We start from the raw sequence: 23,548 nt of genomic DNA, 5'->3' as shown, positions 1-23,548 counted from the left end.
TCAGTCTCACACCTTGATGCGCAATGAGCGGTCAAGACCTTAGCGGGGCTCTGCGAGGAGGGTAAGGGCTGCTGGGGGAGAGAATGGTAGCGATCTAGTGAAGGCGGAAAGGCTTTGGTCGAAAAGCTCACGAGACAGAGGCGGGGCGTATAAGGACATCGCTTAGCTATGCGTTAGGCTGCAGTCCTTGTGGTTAATCAACATTATGGATACGTGGAAGCCCGTCAGTAAAAGCGTCCGCCGACAGCTCTAATATCTACTCGCTCTGATCTAAGCCAAGTTTTTGGTTGGCTTGAATCCTATGAAGAATGGCGTTCTAGCCATGGCGTAATGCAGGTACGTTACAGACAATGAGGCCTACGACGACCTAGATGGGTTAAACAATGCTTAAGCAAAAAATTGGAACGTTCTCCCCTCGGCGGTTACTGGGATGGGTTGCGCTGATGGAAGGCTCTACTTTGATACTGTTGACCTGCGTAGCAGTGCTCATAAAGTATGTTTTAGGTTATCCAGGAATAGTTACCTGGATGGGCCCTATACATGGCGTATCGTTCCTTATTTACATCTGGTTGGTTTTATCTGTTGCTGCAGAGGATAAATGGAAGGCAATTATTGTTTTACGAGCTTTAGTGGCTGCATTTATACCTTTAGGTGGGATATGGATGGCCACCATGTGCTGCGATGTCAAGCTTCTGGCGGAGTTAGACGACGTATGCTTTATCTGATCCTCAAAGTTATACATGTTTTTTCGATACTGCTCTGGGTTTCTGGATTAATAATGCAGGCTGTAGTCATAATCGTCGACGGCAAATTATCAGGCCCGGCTATGCCTAGGGAGCTAGCGCGGCTTCGCCTGGTACGCAAATGGGACAAGGTCATAACTACGCCAGCCATGATTTGTGCTTTTGTTAGTGGCCTATATATTGCGCTTACGTTCAATTTCTTCGGTAGCGGATGGTTGTTTGCGAAGATAACTGTCGTAATGATATTGGCTGCGGTACACGGGGTTCAATCGGGCTGGTTGAGACGGATGCTTTCAATTGAAGAGGCTGGAGGCTACGGGAGAAATATGCTACCCGTAATTCTGGTTGCACCTCTCATCATAATTTTCCTAGTGGTACTTAAGCCTTTCTGATTCTCACGATTTGCTATCTAGGTAAGAGTCTTTAAGTAACCAGAGCAGAGCGCTTAATTTTCACATATCGGATTTTTGTTCGGGCGCGTGAGCATTTGGCATGCATGAATTTCTTTTAACGAGGCGATTTTTATGACCAGGTTTTATTCTTCAGATACACCGCTTTGTGTACAGATTGTATTGTTTGATGGTTTTGATTTACTTGACGCCATCGCTCCGTACGAAGTCTTCCTAGCTGCTGCACAACTTTCCAACGGAGCATTGAAAGTCAACCTGGTCACCGCCGAGGGGCCGCGCTCCGTGACCAGTGGACTTTGTTTTCTATCTATTCCAGCCGATGGAACGCTAAGCCCTGAAGAGGCTGACATCATCGTAATTCCAGGGGCTGCAGGAAATCCGCACGGTGATGGCAAGGATACAGCTCCATTTCTTCTCAACCAAGCCGCCAACACCGAACTTGTGCCTCTAATGAAAAGGGCTTTCGATCTGCCTGAAACGATTGTCGCAAGCGTCTGTGGAGGGAGTCTGTTGCTCGCTATGGCCGGTCTGCTCGGAAAACGTAACGCAGTGACTCATCACTTCGGTATGACGATGCTGTCGACACTTGGGGCGTTCCCGGTAAATGCTCGTGTGGTGGATGATGGCAACTTCGTTTCTAGCGGTGGTGTTACTTCAGGACTGGATCTCGCCTTGTATTTGGTTGATCGTATGCTGGGCTCACAAATAGCCCTCAGCATTGAGGTGCTCTTTGAATACGAACGGCGTGGCACAGTGTGGAACGCACGAGGTATGACGCCTATGAGTTGGCATCCAGCATCCGATGTAGATCAACAGCACGGCATCGCTGATGTTCAAAATCCAAAGGCAGTGTCTAGCGAGGGCAGGGGCTTCCTGGGCGACTGGGACGTTGAGATAAGTACACCTATCGGTGTTATGAAGGTCATGCTTTCAATACTCATTGTGGATGGTCTCCTTCAAGGGACTGCTACGCAAGAGGGAGAGACTACGCAGCTCGATTCAGTTTGGATCAACGGCGATCAACTCTGTTGGTCTCAAGCCTTAAAAAAGCCTTTGAAGATCACCCTCGATTTTGCGGTTCGTACTTCATTGAACACCATGAGCGGAACTGCAAAAGCAGGTAGCCTTCCTGCGTCTAGATTGACAGGAAGCAAGGTTGGCTGATTTTTATATTTACTAATAAAAGACTGTTGTTATAGCTTGCCCTATAAGAGGGCTTAAGCATGAAAAATATTAGGGTTAATTAAGGTTGGGGGCTTATAAGTGCTAAGTATACAAAGACTATTTTGCTTGTGTCGAGCCAAGTTTTGGTGTGGTGGTTTAAAGCTATTCCTTATGAGTATTACTTTTTGTGTGGTGTTAGGTTGCTCCGCCGGTATTGTCGGCGATCATAAACGCACTGACGCGACAGCTCCCGTAAATTTGCCGGCTGGCCCTGTCGCCATTATCATAAGCGACTCTGCGACAGAAACAGCTCAAGAAATAATTACTTATAATCGCTATTATAACACGGGGTCGAGTGCAAATTTATATAGTAACTTTCTACGCGAAGCATACTTGGACGCCTCAGCCCCTAAATCCGGTGTCGCAGCCATCACTGAATTGCTGGAGGCTCGGTTGGGAAAAGTCCATCAGTTTAAGTCGTTTGAAGAGGCATCGCGCAATGGTTTCAAGCTCATAGTTAAGCTTGATATGCAGTCACAACTTGTCAGTACCCGGTTTTCACAACCGTCCGCTTACGTGTCACTAAAATTTTATTCAGCAGATGATCAATATCTCGGGACTTTGGAGAGCGATAGTCGTCGCACTGCTACCCCTATGTGGACGGGGCACATCCGCGAAAAGGAGATTTTGTCAAATATACCTAAACATAGTGAAGTCCAGGTGCAAGCGCTTGAGTTACTCCGGCAGAAACTCGATCTTGTTCCCGTGAAAAACTAAAGCTGGTTTCCAAGTAACTATTGCTGACAATCCCGTCTCAGACGACGGGCTGGGATATTAATATCTTCTAGCCTCTGTACACATTAAGATCGCATTTGGGGATGGTTAGGAGAGCTACCTCGTTTCGATATAGTCCCAATAGAAGCTCGCGCAGCGGTTACACTAGTCACACGTCAGTCGAAATCGTTGGCCCTAGTTAGGACTTAAGTTTGAGCGAAAAGGTGTGCAACATTCGTCAAAACTGGAGATGTCTGATGAGCTTGCCCCGACCATATGCTAATGACTTGCATTGCAGTGCCGAGTGGGCGGGGCTGAATCTCACAGCTTGATCTTCAATCCTCAGTGCTTCAGTGCTAATCTTACTGCGATGAAACTATCTCTGACTAATCGCTCGCTCGTTGCATGGACGCTTTATTTTTGCGTCCTGTTCAACGTGTTCGCTTGCGGATTGGGGCATGGGCAGATGATCGGATTCGAGCTCAACGGAGTGGGTGGTCAATTTTGCTCTGAATTGGGCAGCAAGAGTCCGCTCAAAATCACGGATCTACCTGGGCAGTCAGCAAACGGTTGGACGTCTAGCTTTTCCTGTCCTATATGTTCGGCGGTGACGTTAAGCATCGCGTTTCTATTTTGTCTGACCTGGCTGCTGCGAGTCGGACGAAACCCGCGCCCTAGTCGTGAGCTGCGGTGCAAGGCACCTCCTCGATATTCCTGGCCCTCGGCCAACCCTCGCGCTTCCCCTTGATTTGACGCTTGCCAATAGCCGGTCTGGTTCGCCGGCTATTGCTTGTTTTCCGTCGTCCGTTTTACACAAGGTTGTTGCTGATGCGACGCTTCGTGGGCGACGTTCAATCATGTTTGGAAGGGGCGCAGCATGTCGTCTTTGGTTGATCATTCAGATCGCAGATTCATCCTATTCAAAAAGATAACGTTCGGTTTTCCTACAGCCTGTGTACTTCAAGCTTCGATGGCAGGGAGGAAGATATGCGCACTGTAGCTATTCCTTCTGGAGTGACGCGGCTAGTCAGTACACCGTCGAGCTTAAAGGGGCGCGGTGACGTCCTGATGCCGTGTGACGACTACCCCAGCAATGCACGTTGTTTCGTCCATCTCGATGCGCGCCTACTGCCGTATTGGCATGCACTGTTCGATGTATGCCCCTCGCTTCTAAAGCTAGATCCGCCAGAAGGCTTGAATATATTTCGAAGCTTCATGACATGGGCATACCGTAACCGGCCACCTTTGAACTGGACTTATTACCTGAGTATTTGTCGTTGGTTGCTTACGTCGTCATATCGAAAGCAAATTCATGAGGAGCACATAGACGCGTTCATGACTGCGGCAGCGGCACGTTGGATAAATACTGACGAAACCCAGTCGGTAGGACTGGTTTTGGCTTGGGAAGGTTCGCCGGTGAGGGTGTATGACTGGAAGGTTAAGCCCCGTCTTTCCGGCACCATTGACTCTCAGTATGAGGCGTTAGCGCCTTTACCGTGGGATTTCGCCTGGCGTCCATTATCAGGTGCGGAGGGGGGAGGATTTAATCACTGGTTACCCATACCCCGAGACGTTGGTCAACCGCAGTTATCCACCGCCGTACGTGATCAGTAGAGCACCTGCGCGTGCGTAAGCGCTCACTGATCGGAGCATGGCTGAGTCTTTTCGCCATGCTGATGATCTTTGTCGGCCCGCTGATTAGTCAGGGTATCAGCCTTGCCCGTGGTAAAAGCCAATCAATGAGCATGGCGGGCATGGAGTGTCACGACATGCCTGGCATGAGCCAGGTGACTCACCATGGCTCAGCTGATAAGCACCATGATCTGATCGTATGGGAGAAGTGCGGGTATTGTTCACTGCTGTTCCAGCATCCTGCACTCACCGACTCAAATCTGGCTGGCTTTAGGCTAACTGTCTCACCGTTACAGCATTTACCCGCCCGCTTCATCACTCAGCAAGCAGCGCCACCAGTGTTCCCTGGCGCGCGAAGCCGAGCACCCCCTATCAACCGTTGAACGTCACTCCATTCTTTGCTGAACACGCATTGCCGACTCTGCGTCAACGGGCGTTCGTACCTGGTGATGTTGACTATCCATGTGTGCTTAGCCCGCACCTGACTTTCATCGGAAGATCCCATGAACTCGACAAAGAACGAGTCTCTGTTTCACCTCCATCCATCGCGCCTGCGCAGGTGCAGCGCGTTTTGTATGTTCGTGGGGCTGGCGCTGCCAGTCATTGTTCAAGCCGCTCAGCCGGAGACCGGCTCGTTGGATGCACCGCCAGCCTCCAAAAAGCTACAGACCTGGACGTTGGAACCTATTACCGTTTCGGGTGCACGTGAAGGCTATATCGCACCTACTTCTGCGTCGGCCACGCGCACCGACACTCCCTTGATCGAAGTCCCGCAGTCCGTGCAAGTTGTCACACAGTCGATGATTAAAGAGCAGGGCAGCCACACACTTGCCGACGCGCTGGTTAACGTCTCTGGCGTTAGAGCGACCAAGCCTCAAGAGGCACTGTTCGCTCAACCTATCGTGCGCGGTTTTCCGGCAGAAATTTACATGAACGGGCTGCCGGCTTTCGGCGGCACTGCGGCGAGCATTGATCCGACGAGCCTTATAGGTACCGAGCGCATTGAGGTACTTAAAGGCCCTACATCTGCACTGTACGGTGGCGGTATTGGCGCGCCCTTAGGTGGCTTGATCAACGTCATATCCAAACGTCCCGAGACTGAGCCAAGCGCGTTGCTCTCTATACGCACCGGCAGCTTTGGCACTATGAATCCTGCTATGGATCTCAATACTCCAATCGGCGACAAGATTGCCGCGCGGATATCTGCTGACTATCAGGAGAACGATAGCTGGATCGATCACGTCAACGGCCACCAATGGTCGATACAGCCGAGCATCACTTTTCAGTTGTCGCCAGAAACCGAGCTGTTACTACGCGGCCAATATGAGGATCGCAGTCAGCTTGAGTATTCTGGCCTGCCAGCCGCCCAGGCACTGGGTGGTCAGATTGATCGTGATGCTTTCCCGGGGGCCACCAGTGGGCAGCCTCACACCACAATCGAGAATCGAACAACCACTGCAGAACTCAAGCACGAGCTTAATGACGACACTCGTATGAGCGTTTCTGCCCAGTATTACGAAGGCAAAATGCGGGACAACGGCGCCTTCATATTTCCTGAGCTTCTTGGGGCGAATCCTGCGACACCCACGGTTTACCCGATATTCAAGCTTTACTTGCCAACAAACATTCGGGAAAGCACGCTGGATACCAACCTGGGCTCCAGAATCGAGACATTGGGCGGTGTCCATGAAGTGTTGGTGGGCGTTAGCTACGACAGAACCGATTTCACCTCAGGGGTTTCCAATGCCGAGTTGATCGGTGAACTGGATCTGGCCAATCCCCGTTATGGGATTTCCTATGGCGCGAGGCCGGAAACGATTGTGTCCCAGACCAACCGCTACGAGACGAAGGCCGTCTATGTTCAGGATCAGGCGACCTATGGCCGTTTTCACCTGTTAGGTTCATTGCGTCTGACCCAGCTCAACCTGAAGCAGCAGGAGCAGGGCGTTGATACCTCTTATCACCGTGTGATACCGCGAGTGGGCGTCACCTATGACCTGACTGAAAACGTTGCCCTCTATGCGGCATATTCGACCGGGTTCAGGGGCGCTTTTAACTTCAATGGTACGGAGACACCCAAGCCTGAGCTTTCACGTAACTATGAAGTGGGCGTCAAACTGGCATCCAGCGATATGGGGCTATCCGGTAGTGTTGCGGTGTTTGAGCAAATACGCCGTAACGTTTCCACGCCTGATCCCGATCCTGCCAACGCGATCTTGGGGTATTCGGTGCAGAGTGGTGAACAACGCGCTCGTGGCGTAGAAGCAGACCTGGTCTGGGAGCCCATTCCAGCACTTTCGCTGCTGGCAAACTACGCCTATACCCAGGCAGAAGTGACGGACGACAATTCGATTCCAATAGGTGACGGATTACCGCGCGTGCCTCGGCACAGCGGTCGCCTCGCAGCCCGCTATCGGATACTAGATGGCGCCGCCAAGGGGCTGGGATTTGGTGCTGGCGTCACTGCGCTCAGTGCGCGTGAGCTAACCCTGCCGAATACTGTCTCCGCGCCGGGGTACGCGCTGTTTGATGCGCAGGCTTCCTACGATTTCGACCGTTACACGCTCTCAGTCTCGGCGGTCAATCTGACCGGTCGCAAGGTTTTCGAGACCTACCAATACCTGGGATCTCCAGTGGTTTTGCCCACCCAACCACGTTCGGCTTTTTTGACGCTGACCGCCAGCTTTTAAGGAATTCATCATGATCGATAACCAACGTCGAAACCTGGTCATTGGTGCGCTCCTTGCACCGCTTGCTGCCAGCATCACCCTCAAAGCGTCGGCTGCCGATGAGCCTACGCATGACCACAAGATGCCTGACTTGGGGCCCGACATGGCAAAGGTGCCATGGATGGGGGAAGAGCAAATCGCCATGCTGGTCTATCCAGGAATGACAGTAATGGATCTGGTTGGGCCGCATTGCATGTTTGGTTCGCTAATGGGGGCCAAGATCTATATTGTCGCCAAATCGCTGGATCCGGTAACCAGCGACGCAGGGTTGACCGTTATACCGACCGATACTTTCGAAACGTGTCCTCGCGATCTGACTGTGCTTTTTACGCCGGGCGGCACGGATGGCACCTTGGCAGCGGCTTCGGACGCCGAGACACTTGCTTTCATGGCTGATCGTGGCTCACGTGCGAAATACGTGACCAGTGTCTGCTCTGGGTCTCTGATCCTTGGTGCGGCGGGGCTATTAAAGGGCTATAAGGCAACTTCGCACTGGTCGTGCCGGGATGCGCTGGCCGGGTTCGGTGCAATTCCAACCAAAGCGCGTGTCGTACGTGACCGTAACAGGATTACGGGGGCTGGGGTGACGGCAGGGCTGGATTTTGGCCTGAGCATGGTTGCTGAGCTGCGCGATCAGACCTATGCCGAGTGTGCCCAACTGATGAGCGAATATGACCCCGACCCTCCGTTCAACGCGGGTTCAATGCAGACTGCTCCAACGTATGTGAAGACTGCCATGATCGACTTGGTGGCAGACTTCACGAAAAAAGCGGATGTGCTCGCGGGGCTGACGAAGGTCTGAAGTCCACAGACTCACGGCGCTCTCCATCGCATGGGCGCGCCGTGGGCGTTCATTTCACTGCGAGTGTTTCGCGACGAGTCGGTACTTCGGGAAGGTTCAATAAGCAGACCCAGCTGAATTTGATTTCGGACGTAACGGTTCAAACAATTTTTGCCAGCAATGTAGCGGCGTGCCTGATACCTTTTTCACGAAAAATACTGCTGAGATTAATTCCTTCGGCGTGGATAAAGGTGATGTCGTGGATGCCAATAAACAACAGCACCTGACGTAGGTACGGCTCCTGGTGATCCGAAGTGTCATCAGTATGAATTCCGCCTCGGGCGGTTAAAACGACTGCGCGCTTGCCAGTCAACAATCCTTGAGGGCGTGCGTGGGTGTATTTGAACGTTACGCCAGCCCTGATCACATGGTCTAGCCAAGCTTTGAGAGTGCTGGAGATAGTGAAGTTATACATCGGCGATGCTATGACTAACACGTCGGCGGTCAAGAGTTCGTTGGTCAGTTCGTTGGATCGTTCTAAGCAAACCTGCTCATTTTCGCTACGATGTCCAACTGGCTTCATCCAGCCACCGATCAAGTTTTCGTCCATGTGGGGTATAGGATTGAGCGCCACGTCACGAATGATGATTTGATCTGTTGGATGGGCAGTTCGCCATTGGTTGACAAATTGTTGGGTAAGTTGGCGAGATACTGATTCCTGTTGGCGGGCGCTGCTCTCGATAATAAGAACACTGGACATGATTTTTTATTCTCTATCGGCTTGAGTCGATACGGTCGAGATTAGTCGTTTTCACATCCTATAAAGCGCAAAAAACCGCTGTTAATTATCTAGAAATTCGTTAGGCAGTTGTCCAGGCTGCGCGGATTCAGGAGGCATTCATCTGACGATTAACGACCTGCTGCCGAAGAGTTCGGCAAAAAAGCCAGCGCGACACCGCCCAGTACGACGCTCGATATCATCAATAGGTGCAGCGATATCGGCTCGTTCAGAATCAGTACACCCGACAGCGAAGCAATGATCGGAACGCTTAACTGAAGAGTGGCGGCTTGCTGAGAGCTAATGTGCTTAACAGTGCTGTACCACAGCGCATAGCCGCAACCTGATGCAAGCACGCCAGATGCAACGGCAAACATCACTCCAGGAAGGCTCATATTGAGGCCACTTCCGAAAACGGTTGCTGGAGTCAGTAAAAGCAAAAAGGGGAGAGCTCTCGAAAAATTACCGGCGGTCTCCGCCAGTGGATTCACAGCTGACTTTCCGAGCAGCGAATAGGCTCCCCAAGCTACTCCTGAAATTGTCATCAGCAATGCGCTACCCAGCGGCGGAGAATTGGCGCTGGGCAACAACAATACAAGCAACCCGCAGGATGCCACCAGCATGCCGATCACCACTTTCTTCTGAAAGCGTTCACCTTGCGTCCATGAAAAAATGAACATGGTGACCTGAACCGCACCGAACAAAATCAGGGCTCCCATTCCTGCGCCTAGCTGAACGTAAGCGATAGAGAATAGATAGGCGTAAAGGAAGAGTGAAAGACCTCCTTTCCAGCTTCCACGGATAGTGGTTTGAGGGTTGCGAAGTTTGATCAGCAGCAGTAGAAAAAAGCCGCCGCTGAGCAACCGAATCGCCGTAAAAGACTCAGGATCGATTTGACCCTCCATCAACGCCAGCCGACAAAAGATCGAGTTTGCCGCGAATGCCACCAGGCATAGGATCAATTGGATTATCAAGCGTGGGCGGCTTATGAGGTCTCTATTCGTGATCGTAGTTATTGTCATTTCCTAGAGCCTAAAAGATAGAAAAACTTTATCGGTTAAAAGGAACGTTACTAGGATGAAGCATTAAGTATGGCGATATATCCATACTCTTCCAGATTCTGGGTTGCTCACAACAAAGTTTTTCTACGTCAATAGGGTTTTTGAGCAGCGCTCCAGCTACGCGGCGTGTTTTCACGGGGCTAGTCATCTGGATTAGGTTTCAGGAATTTGTTTCTCGTGTTGAAGTCAGTTTTTTGAACTGAGCGGAGATGGTCGAATTTGGGGGGCAGATAGTGAGATTCGAGTGAAAAATTTAAGGCATGCCACATGGCGGGCTTGCCTATTGCGGGCCTGGGAGTCCAGGTTGTGGGGGCTAAAGGGGGAGTGCTGAAAAAAAGACTAGGACTGAGATACCGGCTGGTCAGCCTCCGCGAGCAGCCAGTTTCGAAAAGCTTCCACTTTAAGCAGATCACTGCACTCAGGGCGGTAAACGATGTAATAAGCCTGGATCAAAGGGCAGTCCACGCCTTTGTCGGCAAACGGTCGTATCAGACGACCTGCTGCCAAATCGTCCTTGACCATGACGCTTCGGGCGAGCGCCAGGCCTTGCCCATCTATCGCGGCCTGTAGAACCGAAGCTGAGTTGTTGATTCGCAATCCATGGTCTGAATTTACCTGAGTGAATCCAGAAGCGTCCAGCCACATACGCCATGTGGGATAGTCGCGGTCGTTGGCCATTGATAGGTCATGAATTAGCGTACAGCGTTCCAATGCCTTTGGCGTAAGTCTTTCCTTCTTCAGGTGGGCGAAGTCCGGGGCGCACACAGGGAACATAACTTCATCCATCAAATGCACAGCTGTAAGCCCTGGCCATTTCCCCGCGCCGTACCTTACACCCACATCGATACGCTCAATCTGGAAGTCCACGGATCGAGCGTTCGTATCCAATAGAACGTCTAGCCCCGGATATTTCTGTTGAAACCGTTCAATTCGTGGCAGTAACCATTTTGATGCGAAGGCCGGACTTACCGTCACCATGAGCCGCGCATGCACGCTTGAGTCTTTCAGGCGACTCAATCCGATAGATAAGCGATCAAACCCTTCTCGGATATCAGGTAGGGCAGTCCGTGCTACGTCAGTCAGCATCAGGCGAGCAGTCCCGCTGCTTGCACGCATGAATAAGGCAATGCCCAGCCATGACTCCAGGTTTCGAACTTGCTGCCCTACGGCTGCGGGCGTGACGTTCAGCTCGGCAGCGGCTGATGAAAAGCTCTGGTGTCGTGCCGCTGCTTCGAAAGCTCGCAATGCATTGAGGTATGCGGGAGTCGTCATTGATAGTTTTTCTGTCTCATCAGCGAAAATTTATGGGTCGTTAGATAGGGCGCTTTTCTTCAGGATGTATGCAAAGCCAATCGGAACTGCGTATCAGCGGACTTAACACCATACGCCGTCCATCATCCGAAATCCTATCCCGGAGATTAAAGCATGCAAAGTTTTTCTAACAAGGTAGCCATCATTACTGGAGGCAATTCAGGCATCGGTAAAGAAGTCGCGCAACGTCTTGTTCAGGCGGGCGCTCTCGTCGTGATCGGTGGTCGAGATGCTGACAAGCTTGCTCAAGCCTCATTGGAAATCGATGCGTCAGGCAAAATGGTACGCGCTTTCGCAGGGGACATCGCACAGCCAGCCACAGCACAAGCCCTGGTTGATGCCGCAGTCAACAACTTTGGTGGGGTAGATATCCTCATCAACAACGCAGGCATCTTCAATCCCAAACCATTTCTTGAGGTAAGTCCGGAGGAGTACGACTCCTTCCTAGATATCATTTTGAAAGGCAAATTCTTCATGGCTCAGGCTGCGGCTAAAGCCATGCAGAAGCGTGGAGGAGGGGTAATCGTGCAAACAGGCTCCCTCTGGGCAATCCAAGCCGTCGGTGCTACTCCGTCCGCAGCCTACTCCGCAGCAAACGCCGGGGTGCATGCGCTGACACGGAATCTTGCACTAGAACTCGCTGATTCCAACATTCGCATTAACACTGTTGCACCTGCGGTGGTCGAGACGCCGGTTTATGGAACGTTCATGGACGCAGCTCAGGTTGCAAAGGTACTGCCGACGTTCAACGCTTTTCATCCGCTCGGGCGTAATGGTCAGCCAGCAGATGTAGCCCAGGCGATTCTGTTCCTTGCTTCAGATGAGGCGTCTTGGATTACCGGGACGGTATTGCCGGTCGACGGTGGCGTGACTGCCGGTCGTCCTTAATCAGCAGGGATAAAGTGGCATCTACTGGAATGAGCATATCCTCGAACTACAGGGAGTGATTCATCGACTCTCAAAGCTGTAAACGGTCGCTTGGCCCGACTCGACGTTTCATATGGGCCAAGAGAGCTGCCCCATTACTTGATTTCAGCAATGCTCTTCATCGCTTGCCAGCCATGGGTAATACCTCCACCAGCACGAAGGGCCGTCGCCACCATGATTGCCTCAGCCACGTCTTGCTTCGACGCACCCGCGTTGACTGCTCGCTTGGCATGGTCGGCAATGCAGTAGGAACACTGTGTAGTGACGGCTACTTCCACGGCGATCAGCTCCCGTGTGGCTAGGTTACCTATTGAGTGCATTGCCGGGGAGGCAGGCTTCGGAACGGCCCTTTCTTTGAGGCAACAATTCGGTGTACAGCTCGGCACTTCGCCGTCTGAGTATCGGAGAATGTTTTTTCGAGGAGTAACTTCGGGAAGTAACGTGTAGGTAATCCACGTGTTGTCAATTAAATTTTGAGGCCAAGAGTTGTCAGGAGTTTTATTTAAGTATTATACAAAATACCTATTTTTCTCGGCATGTTATTTGATATAGATGCTTATCAATTACTTTGTTTGAAACGCTCTCTATAGTCCTTGGGCGTGACGGAGTATTTCTTAATGAAACTACGTATGAAGGTCGATTCATCGCCTAGGCCGCATTTGTTGGAAACGGTTTTAAGTGGAGCCCTTGATGTTATCAGTAAGTGGCAAGCTGCTTCCAGGCGAATCTGCTCAACCATTTTGCTTGGCGTGCAGCCTGTCATTTCACGATACTTTCGAGCAAATGTTCTTTCGCTCATATTCATAAAATTCGCTAAAGAAGACACCGATAGGTCGCTGCTGAGGTTGTCATTAAGCCAAACATGCAGGTCTGAGAACTGAATGCTTTTCGCCTGTAAGGTCAATGATGAGCTGAATTGGTTTTGATCTCCAGGACGCTTCAAGAAAACAACTAAATGTCGCGCAACTTCAAGTGCTGCAGTATGTCCTAAGTCAGATTCCACCATCGCCAGAGCCAAATCTATTCCCGAGGTAACTCCTGCAGAAGTCCATAAGTCTCCATCATTGATGAATATCGGCCCGCGCTTCACGTTCGCAGAAGGAAAATCGAGTTCCAACTTGTCATAAGCAGACCAATGGGTCGTTACATTTCGCCCATTTAGTTTTCCAGCGGTGGCTAGAGCAAATATCCCTGTGCAGACGGAAACCAGACGTTTTGCTTTTTCAATGTGTTTCACGAAATGTGTAAAAAACTTCTGGTCTTCACAAAATTTATGTATTCCAGGGCCGCCAGGTACGATAAGCGTATGCGGTGCCGGCGCCTCAGGCGCCAAAATTAAGGCTTTCAATGAGAAATCAGAGAAAACTTCCGTCGTTTGATTTAACGAAAGAATAGATAGAGAGTACGGCGGGTGATCAGGATGAGCAAAATGATTAGCAGCGATGAATACATCCAAGGGGCCAGCTAGGTCGAGCAGGCTAACTTCGGGGTAGGTAATAAACTGAACAGATTTAACAGACATTTTGAGTAAACCCTCCGACAGGAGCCCAATGGGCTCTAGCGATTTTGGCAGAAATCATCAACGTTTTGTCATGTTTTTAACCGACTTGCGTCTATTGTGGCATTAATCGAAAACGCGTCAGGGTAGCTCGATATCGCAGAGTTTTTTTAGTGACACTGAGTGTCATTTTGTCTTCCCTTGGCGGTATCTGGATATTAATTGGTAGCTTTGAATGGAGGTTGGTTATATGTCGGGTCTTATGAAGAGCGCAATGGGATTCGAAGTGAACATGGATGATAATTTTCAGATCAGGATTTCTAATATTCTTCGACTGGTCGAGTGTAATTCTTTGGGTCTAGCAAAATGCGAATTAAATAGCGTTGCCGCACCGAACAGCTGGAGGATTGAGTGTTTGTGGCATGATGAAAAGGCAATGCATGATCATTTCGTATCATGCCAACTTCAGGATTTGATAGGGCTACTTGCTTCTCGATCCCGTAAAATTGTATTTGAGTGCGATTGTGAATGAGGCCATCCCTAGATATCGATGCGCTTAGACTGACTACCTGGTTCCTTCTGAAGACAAAGTGGACGCCAGCGTGGTAGCCCAACCCGGTGTGCTGCTGAGGCCAAAATAGACCCCAGCAATCTGTCACATCAGAATTCGATGGTTACTCCGGTATATAGCGCACGTCCATCACCTGGTGAATGTAGGGAGGCTTTTGCGCCATCCGGGTCGTACCAGACGTATTCGTAATAGCGGTTGGTGAGGTTTTTAAGCTGCAGGTCGACGCTCACTGACTGCGTCACCTTGTACGTTGCACCAATGTTCATCAGCACGTAACCGCCGTAAGTCCCCTTGGTGTTTTCCCTCTCCAGGTAATAGTTGGTTTGGCCGTTCATCCAGGCTGTTAGCTGTAGCACAGGTGTCGCGTCATAGCGGATGCCGGCGTTGTAGAGGTGATGCGGGATGTGGTCGATTTCCTGGCCTTTGCTGTTGGGCAGCGTGGCACTGGGCTGGAGGATTTTCGAATACTGCCAGGAGTAGGCCATCCACATTTCAGTGCGGTCATTCGGGTGCAGGTTGATCTGTAGGTCATAACCCCAGCGCCGGGTTTCACCGACGTTGTCGGATTCGCCGCTCGGGTCGTTGAGTCGGCGGCTGACTTCCCCCGAAGCTTCTTGCTGCCAATAGGCGACACGCCCGTCTACCCAGTCTGCCGGTGTGAACTTGATCCCGGTTTCCCAGCCTTCGTTGATCGACGGCGCCAGATCGGTGTCTCTCGGCGGAATCTTGTAGGCCGCAGCCCCGGTGCCCACCTGAAATGTGCGACCCCAGTTCGCATAGAAGCTGGCGACGTCCCACGGGGAATAAACCACGCTGATCTTCGGCTGCTTGATCAGGCCGTAGTCATTGATGTCGTAGTCCATGCCGGTCATTTCGTTGGTGAAATCGCCCTGGATCTTGTCGACCCGATAGGCGGGTACGATTTTCAGCGACTCGACCGGTTTGATCTCTGCCTGGACATAAGCACCGTAGGTTTCAAAGTCGAACTGCTGGTTGCGGGTGGTAGCCAGACGTATGCGGTCTCTGGTGCGATAGCGCTGACTTTTGTTCTGTTGCTGCTGTACGTCTGCACCGCCTTCTAGGGCGAGATCGTAGAGCCAGCTGACTTCAGGGCGCCACGTCAGGGATGTGAGTGCGCCGTATTGGGTCTCGTAGGCTTCGCGCTCCTGCTGTGCGCTGGTGCGCCAATATTGCGTCCAGCGGCGGTCATCAAAGGTGTTGACGTAAGTTTTCGCTGACCAGGCGAGTGTGTCAGCTATGTCGGTATCGAAATGTACACTGACCTGATTCATGCGTCGCGTGCCCTTATCCGTGGCGTTGAAGCTGTTGGTCATTTCAGGGTGATGGCGGGCATCCTCCTCGCTCAGATAACCGGGCTCTTGCGCCTCGGTCTCATAATGACGGGCGATCAGGCCGACGCGGTAGCTGTCATCGTCCGGCGTGTAAAACCATTTGCCCGATATGGAAAACTTGTCGGCTTCGGCGTGATCGCGATAGCCATCGGCTTTCTGATAAGCGAAGAAATAGTTCTGTGTCCAGTTGCTGCCTTCGATGCCCTTTGCGAATTGGGTTTCCTGAGTATTGAAGGTGCCATACCGCAGTCGCGCCTTGGTGTAATCGCCGCCGGTGCGGGTGAACATATTGACGTTGCCGGCGATGTTATTCAGGCCGTAACGCGCATCGCTGGTACCGCGCACCACCTCGATGCTGTCCAGCTCCATGGGGAAAATCATGTCCATGAATGGCATGTTGCCGTCGTTGCTATTGCTCGGGATGCCGTCGATCAGCAATTTCACCGCGTTCACTTCGCCTTCGCCGTTAAAGCCCCGGAAGGAAATTTTGCCTGAGGTGGTACCTTGATTGAACTCGGTCAGCATTACTCCGGGCGCACGGCTGAACAGCTCCCAGCTGTAGTTGACCGGCATCTTTTCAAGGATGTCCGCGCCCAGAATATCGACTGAACTCAGTACGCTGCTGGTGCTTAACGGGCCGCTGGCTGAGCCTTGAATGCTCACGGCGCCGAGGGTCAATGTTGAGTTTTCGGGTTTGCCGGCGTCAGCTAATGCCAGCGATAGTGGGCTCAGTGCGAGCACGCCTATGGAAAACACGGGCCACATGGTGGTGGACACAGACAAACGCTTTGCAGGGCGCAGAGAAAATGGAGCAGGCATAACACGCACTTCCTGATGATCAAGAAACTTAACGTTCAGCGCTAGTTGCTGAAAGGATTTAAAGCGGGCAACACCGCACAGCATCAGCGGTGGTGTGATCAGGCAAAAGGGGAGGCGCGAGGGCTCAGGCTGGGCCAGCGAATACGCGGATGCAGCGTCGGGAGGATAGGATTTTCTAGAGCGGTGTTGGCGGTGTACTGCGGTAGGAAATGCCGGTAGTAATTGGACGGTAATGAGGCCAGTCCGGCGTGCCCGCAACAGCAATCAGCATGCGGCATGGTAGGTTTTGACTGCGACAGTTGCAGGGCATGGATTACTTTGCTGAAGTCTTTTGGCTGCGCACTCAAGCTGCCGCCTGAACAGAACCCACCCCAGAGCATCAGGCGCACATCCGGCGTCTGCATCGCACGGCTCATCGGCATGGCGAACAGGTTGAGTAGGACGGTTAGGCAGGCTATCCAGGGACAGATGCATTTCAAAGAACTCATGATTGAATCGCCGCTATGTGGGGGCTATTTAGCTGGTTTTATTTAGTTAAGTAAAATTTTATGCACCGGTACTTGGCCACACGTCGTGTTTAGGTATCCATATCTCGCAATCAGACGAGTTGATTGATTCAGCTTTATCAGGGCGTCCTGATGAGGATGTTCACTTAGCCATCCACTCTATGACTGCTTTGTAATCCTCTGGGGTGCATTGCATGCAGAGGCCGCGCGTTGGCATCACGCCGTATCCAAAAGTGACTCGATTTACCAGCAAGTCCATCCCTTGCTCAAGGCGTGGCGCCCACGCTTTCGTGTCCCCTTTTTGAGGTGCGGTGCGCAATTGACCGTTATGGCATATGCCACATGATTGATTGAAAACCGTCTCAGGATCTTGTGCAGCGTCCGCCAAAAAAGGCAATGAACCGACAGCCCAGATAACTAAATATTTCATTTCATACCCCGAAATCCCTACCGATGCTCAGCGAGCAGTTACTGAAAAAAGCTTAACATTTTAAAAAGATCATATTGTAGTGCGACAGTTGGCCGCAGTGTGTTTGGAGGTTTTTATGGCAGAAATAATCAACGTTTTGGCAGTGTTGCTATTGCCGCCGAAACTACAATTACTGTTACGGCTGCCTATTTATTTGGCACTGTCTAGTAATACTAAAATATTTCGAATTTTTGGTGTCCGAAGCCTTTCTATTATGATTGGTAGGTCATATGTGCTAAATTTTAAGGTGTCGAAGTCTTTTTTAGCTGGCCGATAATTTTTTGGTGTTCTAAGAGTTTTCTTTATTTAATTATCTATTGTAATGTTATCAGGCTGTACCACCGAAAAAAATAGCGAAAACATTGAGGGAGTACGGAAGAATCCTGTGAGCCTACCAGCAGGGCCAGTCGCTCTCATTGTGAGCATCACTGCGAATGAAACAGTTAAGGAGCTAGAAAGTTATAATCTGCGATGGTCATCAGGCTTTGCAGCGAACCTGTACACGAAAGCTATACGCAAAGCATACATAGAAACTTCAGATCCTTATTTAAGCGTCGAAGCAGTCGTGCGAATGTTGGAGACTCGTTTTGGCAGCGTGCAACGTTTCCAATCTTTTGACGAAGCATCACACAATGGATATAAGCTCATTGCAAGTTTAGACATGCGAGCGCAGCTTATGGGTGAGCGGTCTTCACAGCTAGCTTCTTACTTATCGCCGGAATTTTATACAACAGATCATCTATCTCTTGGCGTAGTGGAAAACAGCGCTAGTCGTACCCTATCACCTGTTTCGGCGGTAGCTAAGCGCGAAGATGAGATAGTATCTGATATACGTTAGCAGGGCGAAGTTAAAGTGCGTGCCATTGAGCATCTCCAGCAGAAACTAGATGATATTCCTTCGGGCATTTAATGAGCGCCAGGATAAATTAGTCAAGGTGCAATTAACGTGAATAAGGCTGCAGTTTATAGAGAATTATATGTTGACTTTCTTATCGTGTTTCGTTCGGGCTCCACTGCTGCGCCCTTGTCGCAGCCTGGGTTCTAGTTCTTTAGCCCAAGGTTAGAATATGCAATGAGCTATGATCAGCTGCCCGAAGATTTGGGTTGAGCTCATATACTGCTCTACGTTATGTCCCTGAGACACACAGGTCGCCAGCTAATCTCCGCTCCGCTAGCACTGAACATCGACTGTTGGCAACTCAATGCCTAGCTCCTCGCGCAGCTTTACAAGAGCCTAGCCACAGCGACCGCTCATTAGGCTCTTATGACGGAGTTCCATGACTGAATTGACTTAGATGTCATGTAGCGTTCAAAGAGCTTGTAGAGCTCATTGGCTGTAAGAGCAGGTAATGGGTTCAGTATTGGCCGGTAGCGCGATTGCTCTGGTCGCGTACGTAGTGCTTAGCGTTCTGGGAACTGCTATCGGTGCCAGCGCGGTGTCCCCGACTCAGATCGTTGATAGTTACGGTCAGGCCTATCAGCAAGCAATGCAGAAGTTCGAAAAGCTGAAGCAACAAGTTGAGCTAAAGGCGCGTGAAGCTGGAGAAGTCGCAGCCAAACAAATCTCCCGCGCAGCCTGGAGCCGGAGTTCACACGTAGATGATCGGAATTACAATTTAGACATGCAATGGATATAAAGTAATTCCGCATTACAAAAATGCTTAGAGCCTCGGTTAGCTGTCACCCAGAGAAATTAAATCAGGCCGCGCTCCGCTACATTTGAGCGAATCGGGCAAATCTTGAAATTCGGTGCTGGCTGAAGTACGGCCTACTTCAATAAAATCGGCCTATCCTCCTGAGCCAAGCTGAAATGCTGCAGGCCGCAGAATCCAATATGTCAGGATGACAAACATGCATGACTGTCAGCAATCTTGCGGCTCCATCAAAAAAAACGCAGAGTTACGCTGCTGCCATCGCCTTCATTGACTATCGCCGCCACCAACCCGCTTCTAAGATAAATAATTAGAAAGAGCTTAACAGGTAGGACTCTATGTCTGCATCCACAAAGGTTATGGAATCGTAGGTGAAAAGCATTGAATCAAATGTGAATCCGCAGTGCAGGGATCTATATAAGCTTCGCAATAAAACTCGAATAACTAGGCCAATGCATATTAGTATTAAGCGAATTGCCAAAAATTACGTTTTGGTAATTTACCCAGCCGAATAACATAGGCATGACCTGAAGATTACAATTTTGAAAAAATAAGGCATTGACTGGTAGCAGTGAGATAAGCTCCTCTGCACAGAGGGAATCATGTATGGTCACACAAAACGAAACATATACAGGCAGTTCTATTCCTTGCAGCCTTGGTATATTGGATGATCTGCCAATTACTGATCAATTAGCACTAGAGTTTTTTGCAACAGCCCGGTGCGCGAGTTTTAAACAGGCAGCCAGGGGGCTCAATGTGCCTGCGGTATTGCTCCGTAAACGTATGGAGAAGCTGGAGGAGCATCTAGGTGCTCCGGTGTTTGTCTACAAGTGCAACAAGCTTGTCCTTACGCGTACAGGCCAGAAGCTCAGAGATCATCTATCACAATCATTCGGTCGGGAAGCTCTGGTTAAGAGGGGGACTAGGGAAACGCTTATTCTCTCAATGGCTATCACCGAGCCAGTCTTGAGCGACATTGTCAACCGCGATCTCGTAGCCTTTGTACGAGATAATGCAGACATTCGGTTAGACATCCATTCAGAGTGCAACTTACAGACTCTCTCTGAGAGTGATGTAGATGTAGGTATTGCTTTACTAGGCTCTGACGAGGTCAAGGCGATAGACCACCATCCCGATTACCGATTCGAACGACTGGGCCGAATTGGACATGCGCTGTTTATCTCCAGCCGCTATTCACGAAACGTTACGCTTCCCGTAGATGGCCTGGATCTGCGTAACTTCATGCTCGTAATTCCTTGGGATGACGATATTTTATCGGGCTCATCAGGGTGGACGTCGGTGATGGCTGAGCACGAGGGTGGAATTACTAGGGTCAAGAGCTACAACTTGGCGCGTGGACTGATAGTAGGAGGAGCCTGCATCGGCGTATTGCCCGATTACAGTCGACGACTGGAAAAAAATATCCTACCTATGCCCGGATTCCTGGGGGACCTAGAGGAAAAAGATGCCTATCTCGCTATAAAAATGCAACTCACATACGACACGAGAGTATTAGAACTTAGAAGGCAGATCAAGAAAAGCTTTTCTGACAAGAAGGAATGGCTTGTTCGATAAAATCCGCGTTACCCCTCAAACATTCCCGTTAACATAAATGAAATATTTCTGTCATTTTTGCTTGTGGCCTAGTCAAAGTGCTTAGAAGAAAGGCATCTTGTTAGGGTAGTTAGTTAACTGCCAACTTCAGCAAGATTTACCCATGCCGACATAGGGCTATGTATTTCGTCGGCAGCTAAGCACTTCACACACGAGAGGTAAGCAATGATCTGTTCTTCGAACATGCGGGAAAAGCTTTTGACTGCCGCAATTATCGGCACATTTTCTTCGCAAGCATTCTCCGGAACAGTAACTACTGACGGAGCGGATATCGTTCTCAAGACTAAGGGTGGGCTTGAAGTTTCTACTGCTGACAAAGAGTTCAGTTTCAAATTGGGCGGCCGGGTGCAGGCCGACTATGGTAGATTTGATGGCGCCTTCACTAAAAATGGTGAGACAGCAGACGCAGCTTACTTCCGTCGTGCCTACCTTGAATTCGGCGGAACCTTGTACCGCGACTGGAAATATCAGGTCAACTACGACCTGTCCCGTAATACCGGCAACGACTCCGATGGTTACTTCGACGAAGCGAGCTTGACTTATACCGGTTTCAAACCGATCCAGGTGCGCTTCGGCCGCTTTTATACCGATTTCGGTCTTGAGAAGGCCACCAGCTCTAAGTGGACTACTGCTATGGAGCGGAACCTCTCCTACGATATAGCAGATTGGATCAACGACAACGCCGGTATGGGTATCCAGGCCACCAGCACTATTGCTGACATGGCTTACCTGTCCGGTAGCGTGTTTAGCGAGACCAACAATAATACCAATGGCGACAGCGTCAAACGCTATAACGTGCGCGGTGTATTTGCACCGTTGCACACCGATGGGAATGTCCTGCACGTCGGCGCCCAGTACGCTTATCGCGATCTGAAGGACAGCGCGGTGGATACACGGATCCGCTCTCGCTTGGGTGTCCGCGGTGTAGATACCAACGGAGGTGGAGATGCCGGCACCAACGGCAATCGGATGCTGTTTGGCGGCACTGCCGCACAAGACGGCTTGTGGAGCGGCGATTCCGTTTGGGGGATTGAAGGTGCCTGGGCCACCGGTCCGTTCTCGGTGCAAGGTGAGTACCTCCGCCGCAAGTTGAAGGCCGAGCAAGCCAGAAACGACCTTAAAGCTTCGGGTTACTACGCTCAGATGGCCTACACCCTGACTGGCGAGCCTCGCATCTATAAGCTCGACGGTGCTAAATTCGACACCGTCAAGCCACAGAGCAAAGAGCTGGGCGCATGGGAGGTCTTCTACCGCTTTGATGACATCAAAGTAGAAGATGGTAACCTAGTCACTGCAGCGGATCTGTCGAATGAGCGTAAAGCCAAGAGCCACACCGTCGGCGTGAACTGGTATGTCAATGATGCCGTGAAAGTCAGTGCCGACTACATTAATGTTCGCACTGATAATGCCGAGAACACTGTCGGTGATGACGGGGGCAGTGCAATCGTGACCCGCCTGCAGTACGTCTTCTGATAGGCCTCGAGTAGGACGGAAAATCCTGGAGCGCACTGAGCGCTTCAGGTTTTTTTGTCAGTGTTCCAGGATCAGGCGTCTTTGCGATAGGCCAACAAAAGCAAAGCGTTAAATACTACGTGCAGCATCGAACTCTCGTGAACGGGTACTGCGGCGGCAATACTCAATCCTATGATGGTAGAAGGTAAAAGGTGACGACAAGACCCGAGCTGATGGAGTGCTGAGCCTCCGCTCATCCCAAAAGAGCTGGGGCAAAATGTGCTCGACACACACTTACTCTGTTCCCGCCTTGTCTTTCAACTAAAGACGACCTGCAGTGACGCCACCATCGACCGGTAAGACAGTCCCGAGAATTCAAGAGACCTCAGCTGAAACAAGAAATACAATAGTTCAACGTTGATAAGGCTCATAGGCAGCCATCTATCATTGACTTGGAAAACCCCAAGGAAACAGTCCCTCGCTGACGATATGCAGGCGCCCTCATGTGCGCAACTTCCTGCAAGACTGGAAAGGCAAACTGGTGTGCGACGATTTTGGTGGCTACAAGGCCAGTTTCGCATTGGGCGTCACCGAAATCGGTTGCATGGCCCATGCCCGGCGCAAGTTTTTCGACCTGCATGCCACGAACAAGAGCGAGCTCGCCGAGCAAGTACTGCACTCCATCCAGTTGCTATACGAAATCGAAAGGGGGATCCGCGACCTGAAGCCAGATTTACGCCGACGTCTACGGCAAGAAAAAGGTAAGCGTCCGCTCAACACACCTTGCGCAATTCAGTGGGCGCCCAGCATTTTGATTTGCTTAGGAGCAGCAACCAGAGCGAGCCCCAGCAGCAGGTTCGAACAATGACTCAACAATCGTACAGTCTGGAGTTTTCGAACCTAGGCATGTTGACTCACACTTGCTTGCCATTGATAGCAGCTCTATACGGATCTGCTGGAGCTTGGCGACCTTCGACTCTACTTCTGCCAAGTGCTTCTTGACCACCGACAGCGCATCAGCACACGGACGATCAGCATCTGCTGCGAGCGCAATGAGTTCTCGGATATCGTCGAGTGGAAAGCCCAATTCACGATTCTGCCGGATGAAGACGAGTCTTGAACGATGCTTTTCGGTATAGATTCGATGCCGCCCTGTCGACCGCAGAGCTGGAGGTAGAAGGCCTATTTTCTCGTAGTAGCGAATCGTTTCAATGTGGCAACCCGTTGATTTCGACAGCGCCCCGATTCCTGACATGCAAACTCCCCAAGCATTTTCTTGAACCTGTAGTAGCTACAGATATTAAC

At 50.8% G+C, this 23,548-nt stretch carries 23 protein-coding genes and 2 pseudogenes; 16 read left to right on the top strand and 9 right to left on the bottom strand.

The window, feature by feature from the left end; translation table 11 throughout:
- The first annotated feature begins 383 nt into the window (after positions 1 to 383).
- From V3W40_RS03675 to V3W40_RS03635, 9 genes are all read left to right on the top strand, one after another.
- The gene (locus tag V3W40_RS03675; RefSeq protein ID WP_330214461.1) at positions 384 to 725 is read left to right on the top strand and encodes a DUF3817 domain-containing protein; all 342 of its coding nucleotides are present in this window, start codon (positions 384 to 386) and stop codon (positions 723 to 725) included.
- A complete protein-coding gene (locus tag V3W40_RS03670) occupies positions 713 to 1,135 on the top strand; it encodes a CopD family protein (protein ID WP_330214460.1) in 423 nt (140 codons plus the stop codon). Before V3W40_RS03675 ends, V3W40_RS03670 begins: the two co-directional genes overlap by 13 nt.
- Before the next feature lie 132 nt (positions 1,136 to 1,267).
- Positions 1,268 to 2,317, top strand: coding sequence for a DJ-1/PfpI family protein (locus V3W40_RS03665; RefSeq protein ID WP_330214459.1), 1,050 nt, complete (start codon positions 1,268 to 1,270; stop codon positions 2,315 to 2,317).
- 171 nt (positions 2,318 to 2,488) lie between these two features.
- Entirely contained in the window at positions 2,489 to 3,094 is a 606-nt protein-coding gene (locus V3W40_RS03660; protein ID WP_330214458.1) for a hypothetical protein, read from the top strand.
- A 367-nt stretch (positions 3,095 to 3,461) separates the two neighbouring features.
- Positions 3,462 to 3,839: a DUF2946 domain-containing protein gene (locus V3W40_RS03655; RefSeq protein WP_330214553.1), complete on the top strand. Its 378-nt coding sequence runs from the start codon at positions 3,462 to 3,464 to the stop codon at positions 3,837 to 3,839.
- A 239-nt stretch (positions 3,840 to 4,078) separates the two neighbouring features.
- Positions 4,079 to 4,705, top strand: a complete 627-nt coding sequence (locus V3W40_RS03650) for a putative natural product biosynthesis protein (protein WP_330214457.1) — start codon at positions 4,079 to 4,081, stop codon at positions 4,703 to 4,705.
- Positions 4,706 to 4,716: 11 nt separating this feature from the next.
- Positions 4,717 to 5,106, top strand: a complete 390-nt coding sequence (locus V3W40_RS03645) for a DUF2946 domain-containing protein (RefSeq protein WP_330214456.1) — start codon at positions 4,717 to 4,719, stop codon at positions 5,104 to 5,106.
- Between the two features lie 120 nt (positions 5,107 to 5,226).
- Complete coding sequence (locus V3W40_RS03640; protein WP_330214455.1) at positions 5,227 to 7,413, top strand: TonB-dependent siderophore receptor; 2,187 nt, start codon at positions 5,227 to 5,229, stop codon at positions 7,411 to 7,413.
- Positions 7,414 to 7,423: 10 nt separating this feature from the next.
- Entirely contained in the window at positions 7,424 to 8,254 is an 831-nt protein-coding gene (locus V3W40_RS03635) for a DJ-1/PfpI family protein (protein WP_330214454.1), read from the top strand.
- A gap of 139 nt (positions 8,255 to 8,393) precedes the next feature.
- Here the strand turns inward: V3W40_RS03635 and V3W40_RS03630 are convergent, their stop codons facing one another.
- The 3 genes from V3W40_RS03630 to gcvA form a co-directional block, all read right to left on the bottom strand.
- Positions 8,394 to 8,993 carry an FMN-dependent NADH-azoreductase gene (locus V3W40_RS03630; protein WP_330214453.1) on the bottom strand — a complete coding sequence of 200 codons (600 nt, stop codon included), beginning with the start codon at positions 8,991 to 8,993 and terminating at the stop codon, positions 8,394 to 8,396.
- A 149-nt stretch (positions 8,994 to 9,142) separates the two neighbouring features.
- Positions 9,143 to 10,033: a DMT family transporter gene (locus tag V3W40_RS03625; RefSeq protein WP_330214452.1), complete on the bottom strand. Its 891-nt coding sequence runs from the start codon at positions 10,031 to 10,033 to the stop codon at positions 9,143 to 9,145.
- Positions 10,034 to 10,411: 378 nt separating this feature from the next.
- Positions 10,412 to 11,344: a transcriptional regulator GcvA gene (gcvA, locus tag V3W40_RS03620; RefSeq protein WP_330214451.1), complete on the bottom strand. Its 933-nt coding sequence runs from the start codon at positions 11,342 to 11,344 to the stop codon at positions 10,412 to 10,414.
- A gap of 153 nt (positions 11,345 to 11,497) precedes the next feature.
- Between gcvA and V3W40_RS03615 the strand changes: the two genes are divergently transcribed.
- Positions 11,498 to 12,271, top strand: coding sequence for an SDR family NAD(P)-dependent oxidoreductase (locus V3W40_RS03615; RefSeq protein WP_330214450.1), 774 nt, complete (start codon positions 11,498 to 11,500; stop codon positions 12,269 to 12,271).
- A gap of 134 nt (positions 12,272 to 12,405) precedes the next feature.
- On the opposite strand, the gene V3W40_RS03610 is transcribed toward V3W40_RS03615, so the two are convergent.
- The gene (locus V3W40_RS03610) at positions 12,406 to 12,588 is read right to left on the bottom strand and encodes a carboxymuconolactone decarboxylase family protein (protein ID WP_198822266.1); all 183 of its coding nucleotides are present in this window, start codon (positions 12,586 to 12,588) and stop codon (positions 12,406 to 12,408) included.
- A 25-nt stretch (positions 12,589 to 12,613) separates the two neighbouring features.
- On the opposite strand from V3W40_RS03610, the pseudogene V3W40_RS03605 reads away from it, so the two are divergent.
- Positions 12,614 to 12,757, top strand: a pseudogene (locus tag V3W40_RS03605) (GlxA family transcriptional regulator); the annotation flags it as partial.
- 112 nt (positions 12,758 to 12,869) lie between these two features.
- Here the strand turns inward: V3W40_RS03605 and V3W40_RS03600 are convergent.
- The 4 genes from V3W40_RS03600 to V3W40_RS03585 form a co-directional block, all read right to left on the bottom strand.
- Positions 12,870 to 13,832, bottom strand: a complete 963-nt coding sequence (locus V3W40_RS03600; protein ID WP_330214449.1) for a GlxA family transcriptional regulator — start codon at positions 13,830 to 13,832, stop codon at positions 12,870 to 12,872.
- Between the two features lie 636 nt (positions 13,833 to 14,468).
- On the bottom strand, positions 14,469 to 16,496 hold the full coding sequence (locus V3W40_RS03595) for a TonB-dependent receptor (RefSeq protein ID WP_330214552.1): 2,028 nt from the start codon (positions 16,494 to 16,496) through the stop codon (positions 14,469 to 14,471).
- 152 nt (positions 16,497 to 16,648) lie between these two features.
- Positions 16,649 to 17,038: a DUF2946 domain-containing protein gene (locus V3W40_RS03590; RefSeq protein ID WP_330214448.1), complete on the bottom strand. Its 390-nt coding sequence runs from the start codon at positions 17,036 to 17,038 to the stop codon at positions 16,649 to 16,651.
- A gap of 160 nt (positions 17,039 to 17,198) precedes the next feature.
- Positions 17,199 to 17,486 (bottom strand): c-type cytochrome, encoded by a 288-nt coding sequence (locus tag V3W40_RS03585; protein ID WP_153326436.1) that lies wholly within the window; start codon positions 17,484 to 17,486, stop codon positions 17,199 to 17,201.
- Between the two features lie 424 nt (positions 17,487 to 17,910).
- Between V3W40_RS03585 and V3W40_RS03580 the strand changes: the two genes are divergently transcribed.
- From V3W40_RS03580 to V3W40_RS03560, 5 genes and pseudogenes are all read left to right on the top strand, one after another.
- Entirely contained in the window at positions 17,911 to 18,363 is a 453-nt protein-coding gene (locus V3W40_RS03580; protein WP_330214447.1) for a hypothetical protein, read from the top strand.
- 511 nt (positions 18,364 to 18,874) lie between these two features.
- On the top strand, positions 18,875 to 19,162 hold the full coding sequence (locus tag V3W40_RS03575) for a hypothetical protein (protein WP_330214555.1): 288 nt from the start codon (positions 18,875 to 18,877) through the stop codon (positions 19,160 to 19,162).
- A gap of 621 nt (positions 19,163 to 19,783) precedes the next feature.
- The gene (locus tag V3W40_RS03570; protein WP_330214446.1) at positions 19,784 to 20,752 is read left to right on the top strand and encodes a LysR family transcriptional regulator; all 969 of its coding nucleotides are present in this window, start codon (positions 19,784 to 19,786) and stop codon (positions 20,750 to 20,752) included.
- Between the two features lie 204 nt (positions 20,753 to 20,956).
- Positions 20,957 to 22,264 (top strand): OprO/OprP family phosphate-selective porin, encoded by a 1,308-nt coding sequence (locus tag V3W40_RS03565; RefSeq protein WP_153326442.1) that lies wholly within the window; start codon positions 20,957 to 20,959, stop codon positions 22,262 to 22,264.
- Between the two features lie 481 nt (positions 22,265 to 22,745).
- A pseudogene (locus V3W40_RS03560) lies at positions 22,746 to 23,003 on the top strand (IS66 family transposase); the annotation flags it as partial.
- Between the two features lie 60 nt (positions 23,004 to 23,063).
- Here V3W40_RS03560 and V3W40_RS03555 read toward each other — a convergent pair.
- Positions 23,064 to 23,498, bottom strand: coding sequence for a MerR family transcriptional regulator (locus V3W40_RS03555; protein ID WP_003444064.1), 435 nt, complete (start codon positions 23,496 to 23,498; stop codon positions 23,064 to 23,066).
- Between the last annotated feature and the right edge of the window lie 50 nt (positions 23,499 to 23,548).

This window comes from Pseudomonas sp. AM8 (assembly GCF_036346475.1).
Taxonomy (GTDB): domain Bacteria; phylum Pseudomonadota; class Gammaproteobacteria; order Pseudomonadales; family Pseudomonadaceae; genus Aquipseudomonas; species Aquipseudomonas marginalis.
This window is presented reverse-complemented; position numbering and strand designations above follow the sequence as displayed.

What these genes read in the sequence shown, in the direction of transcription:
- V3W40_RS03675 (WP_330214461.1), top strand. Translation starts at nt 384, where the DNA reads ATGCTTAAGCAAAAAATTGGAACGTTCTCCCCTCGGCGGTTACTGGGA.
- V3W40_RS03670 (WP_330214460.1), top strand. Translation starts at nt 713, where the DNA reads ATGCTTTATCTGATCCTCAAAGTTATACATGTTTTTTCGATACTGCTC.
- V3W40_RS03665 (WP_330214459.1), top strand. Translation starts at nt 1,268, where the DNA reads ATGACCAGGTTTTATTCTTCAGATACACCGCTTTGTGTACAGATTGTA.
- V3W40_RS03660 (WP_330214458.1), top strand. Translation starts at nt 2,489, where the DNA reads ATGAGTATTACTTTTTGTGTGGTGTTAGGTTGCTCCGCCGGTATTGTC.
- V3W40_RS03655 (WP_330214553.1), top strand. Translation starts at nt 3,462, where the DNA reads ATGAAACTATCTCTGACTAATCGCTCGCTCGTTGCATGGACGCTTTAT.
- V3W40_RS03650 (WP_330214457.1), top strand. Translation starts at nt 4,079, where the DNA reads ATGCGCACTGTAGCTATTCCTTCTGGAGTGACGCGGCTAGTCAGTACA.
- V3W40_RS03640 (WP_330214455.1), top strand. Translation starts at nt 5,227, where the DNA reads ATGAACTCGACAAAGAACGAGTCTCTGTTTCACCTCCATCCATCGCGC.
- V3W40_RS03635 (WP_330214454.1), top strand. Translation starts at nt 7,424, where the DNA reads ATGATCGATAACCAACGTCGAAACCTGGTCATTGGTGCGCTCCTTGCA.
- V3W40_RS03630 (WP_330214453.1), bottom strand. Translation starts at nt 8,993, where the DNA reads ATGTCCAGTGTTCTTATTATCGAGAGCAGCGCCCGCCAACAGGAATCA.
- V3W40_RS03625 (WP_330214452.1), bottom strand. Translation starts at nt 10,033, where the DNA reads ATGACAATAACTACGATCACGAATAGAGACCTCATAAGCCGCCCACGC.
- gcvA (WP_330214451.1), bottom strand. Translation starts at nt 11,344, where the DNA reads ATGACGACTCCCGCATACCTCAATGCATTGCGAGCTTTCGAAGCAGCG.
- V3W40_RS03615 (WP_330214450.1), top strand. Translation starts at nt 11,498, where the DNA reads ATGCAAAGTTTTTCTAACAAGGTAGCCATCATTACTGGAGGCAATTCA.
- V3W40_RS03600 (WP_330214449.1), bottom strand. Translation starts at nt 13,832, where the DNA reads ATGTCTGTTAAATCTGTTCAGTTTATTACCTACCCCGAAGTTAGCCTG.
- V3W40_RS03595 (WP_330214552.1), bottom strand. Translation starts at nt 16,496, where the DNA reads ATGTGGCCCGTGTTTTCCATAGGCGTGCTCGCACTGAGCCCACTATCG.
- V3W40_RS03590 (WP_330214448.1), bottom strand. Translation starts at nt 17,038, where the DNA reads ATGAGTTCTTTGAAATGCATCTGTCCCTGGATAGCCTGCCTAACCGTC.
- V3W40_RS03585 (WP_153326436.1), bottom strand. Translation starts at nt 17,486, where the DNA reads ATGAAATATTTAGTTATCTGGGCTGTCGGTTCATTGCCTTTTTTGGCG.
- V3W40_RS03575 (WP_330214555.1), top strand. Translation starts at nt 18,875, where the DNA reads ATGGGTTCAGTATTGGCCGGTAGCGCGATTGCTCTGGTCGCGTACGTA.
- V3W40_RS03570 (WP_330214446.1), top strand. Translation starts at nt 19,784, where the DNA reads ATGGTCACACAAAACGAAACATATACAGGCAGTTCTATTCCTTGCAGC.
- V3W40_RS03565 (WP_153326442.1), top strand. Translation starts at nt 20,957, where the DNA reads ATGATCTGTTCTTCGAACATGCGGGAAAAGCTTTTGACTGCCGCAATT.
- V3W40_RS03555 (WP_003444064.1), bottom strand. Translation starts at nt 23,498, where the DNA reads ATGTCAGGAATCGGGGCGCTGTCGAAATCAACGGGTTGCCACATTGAA.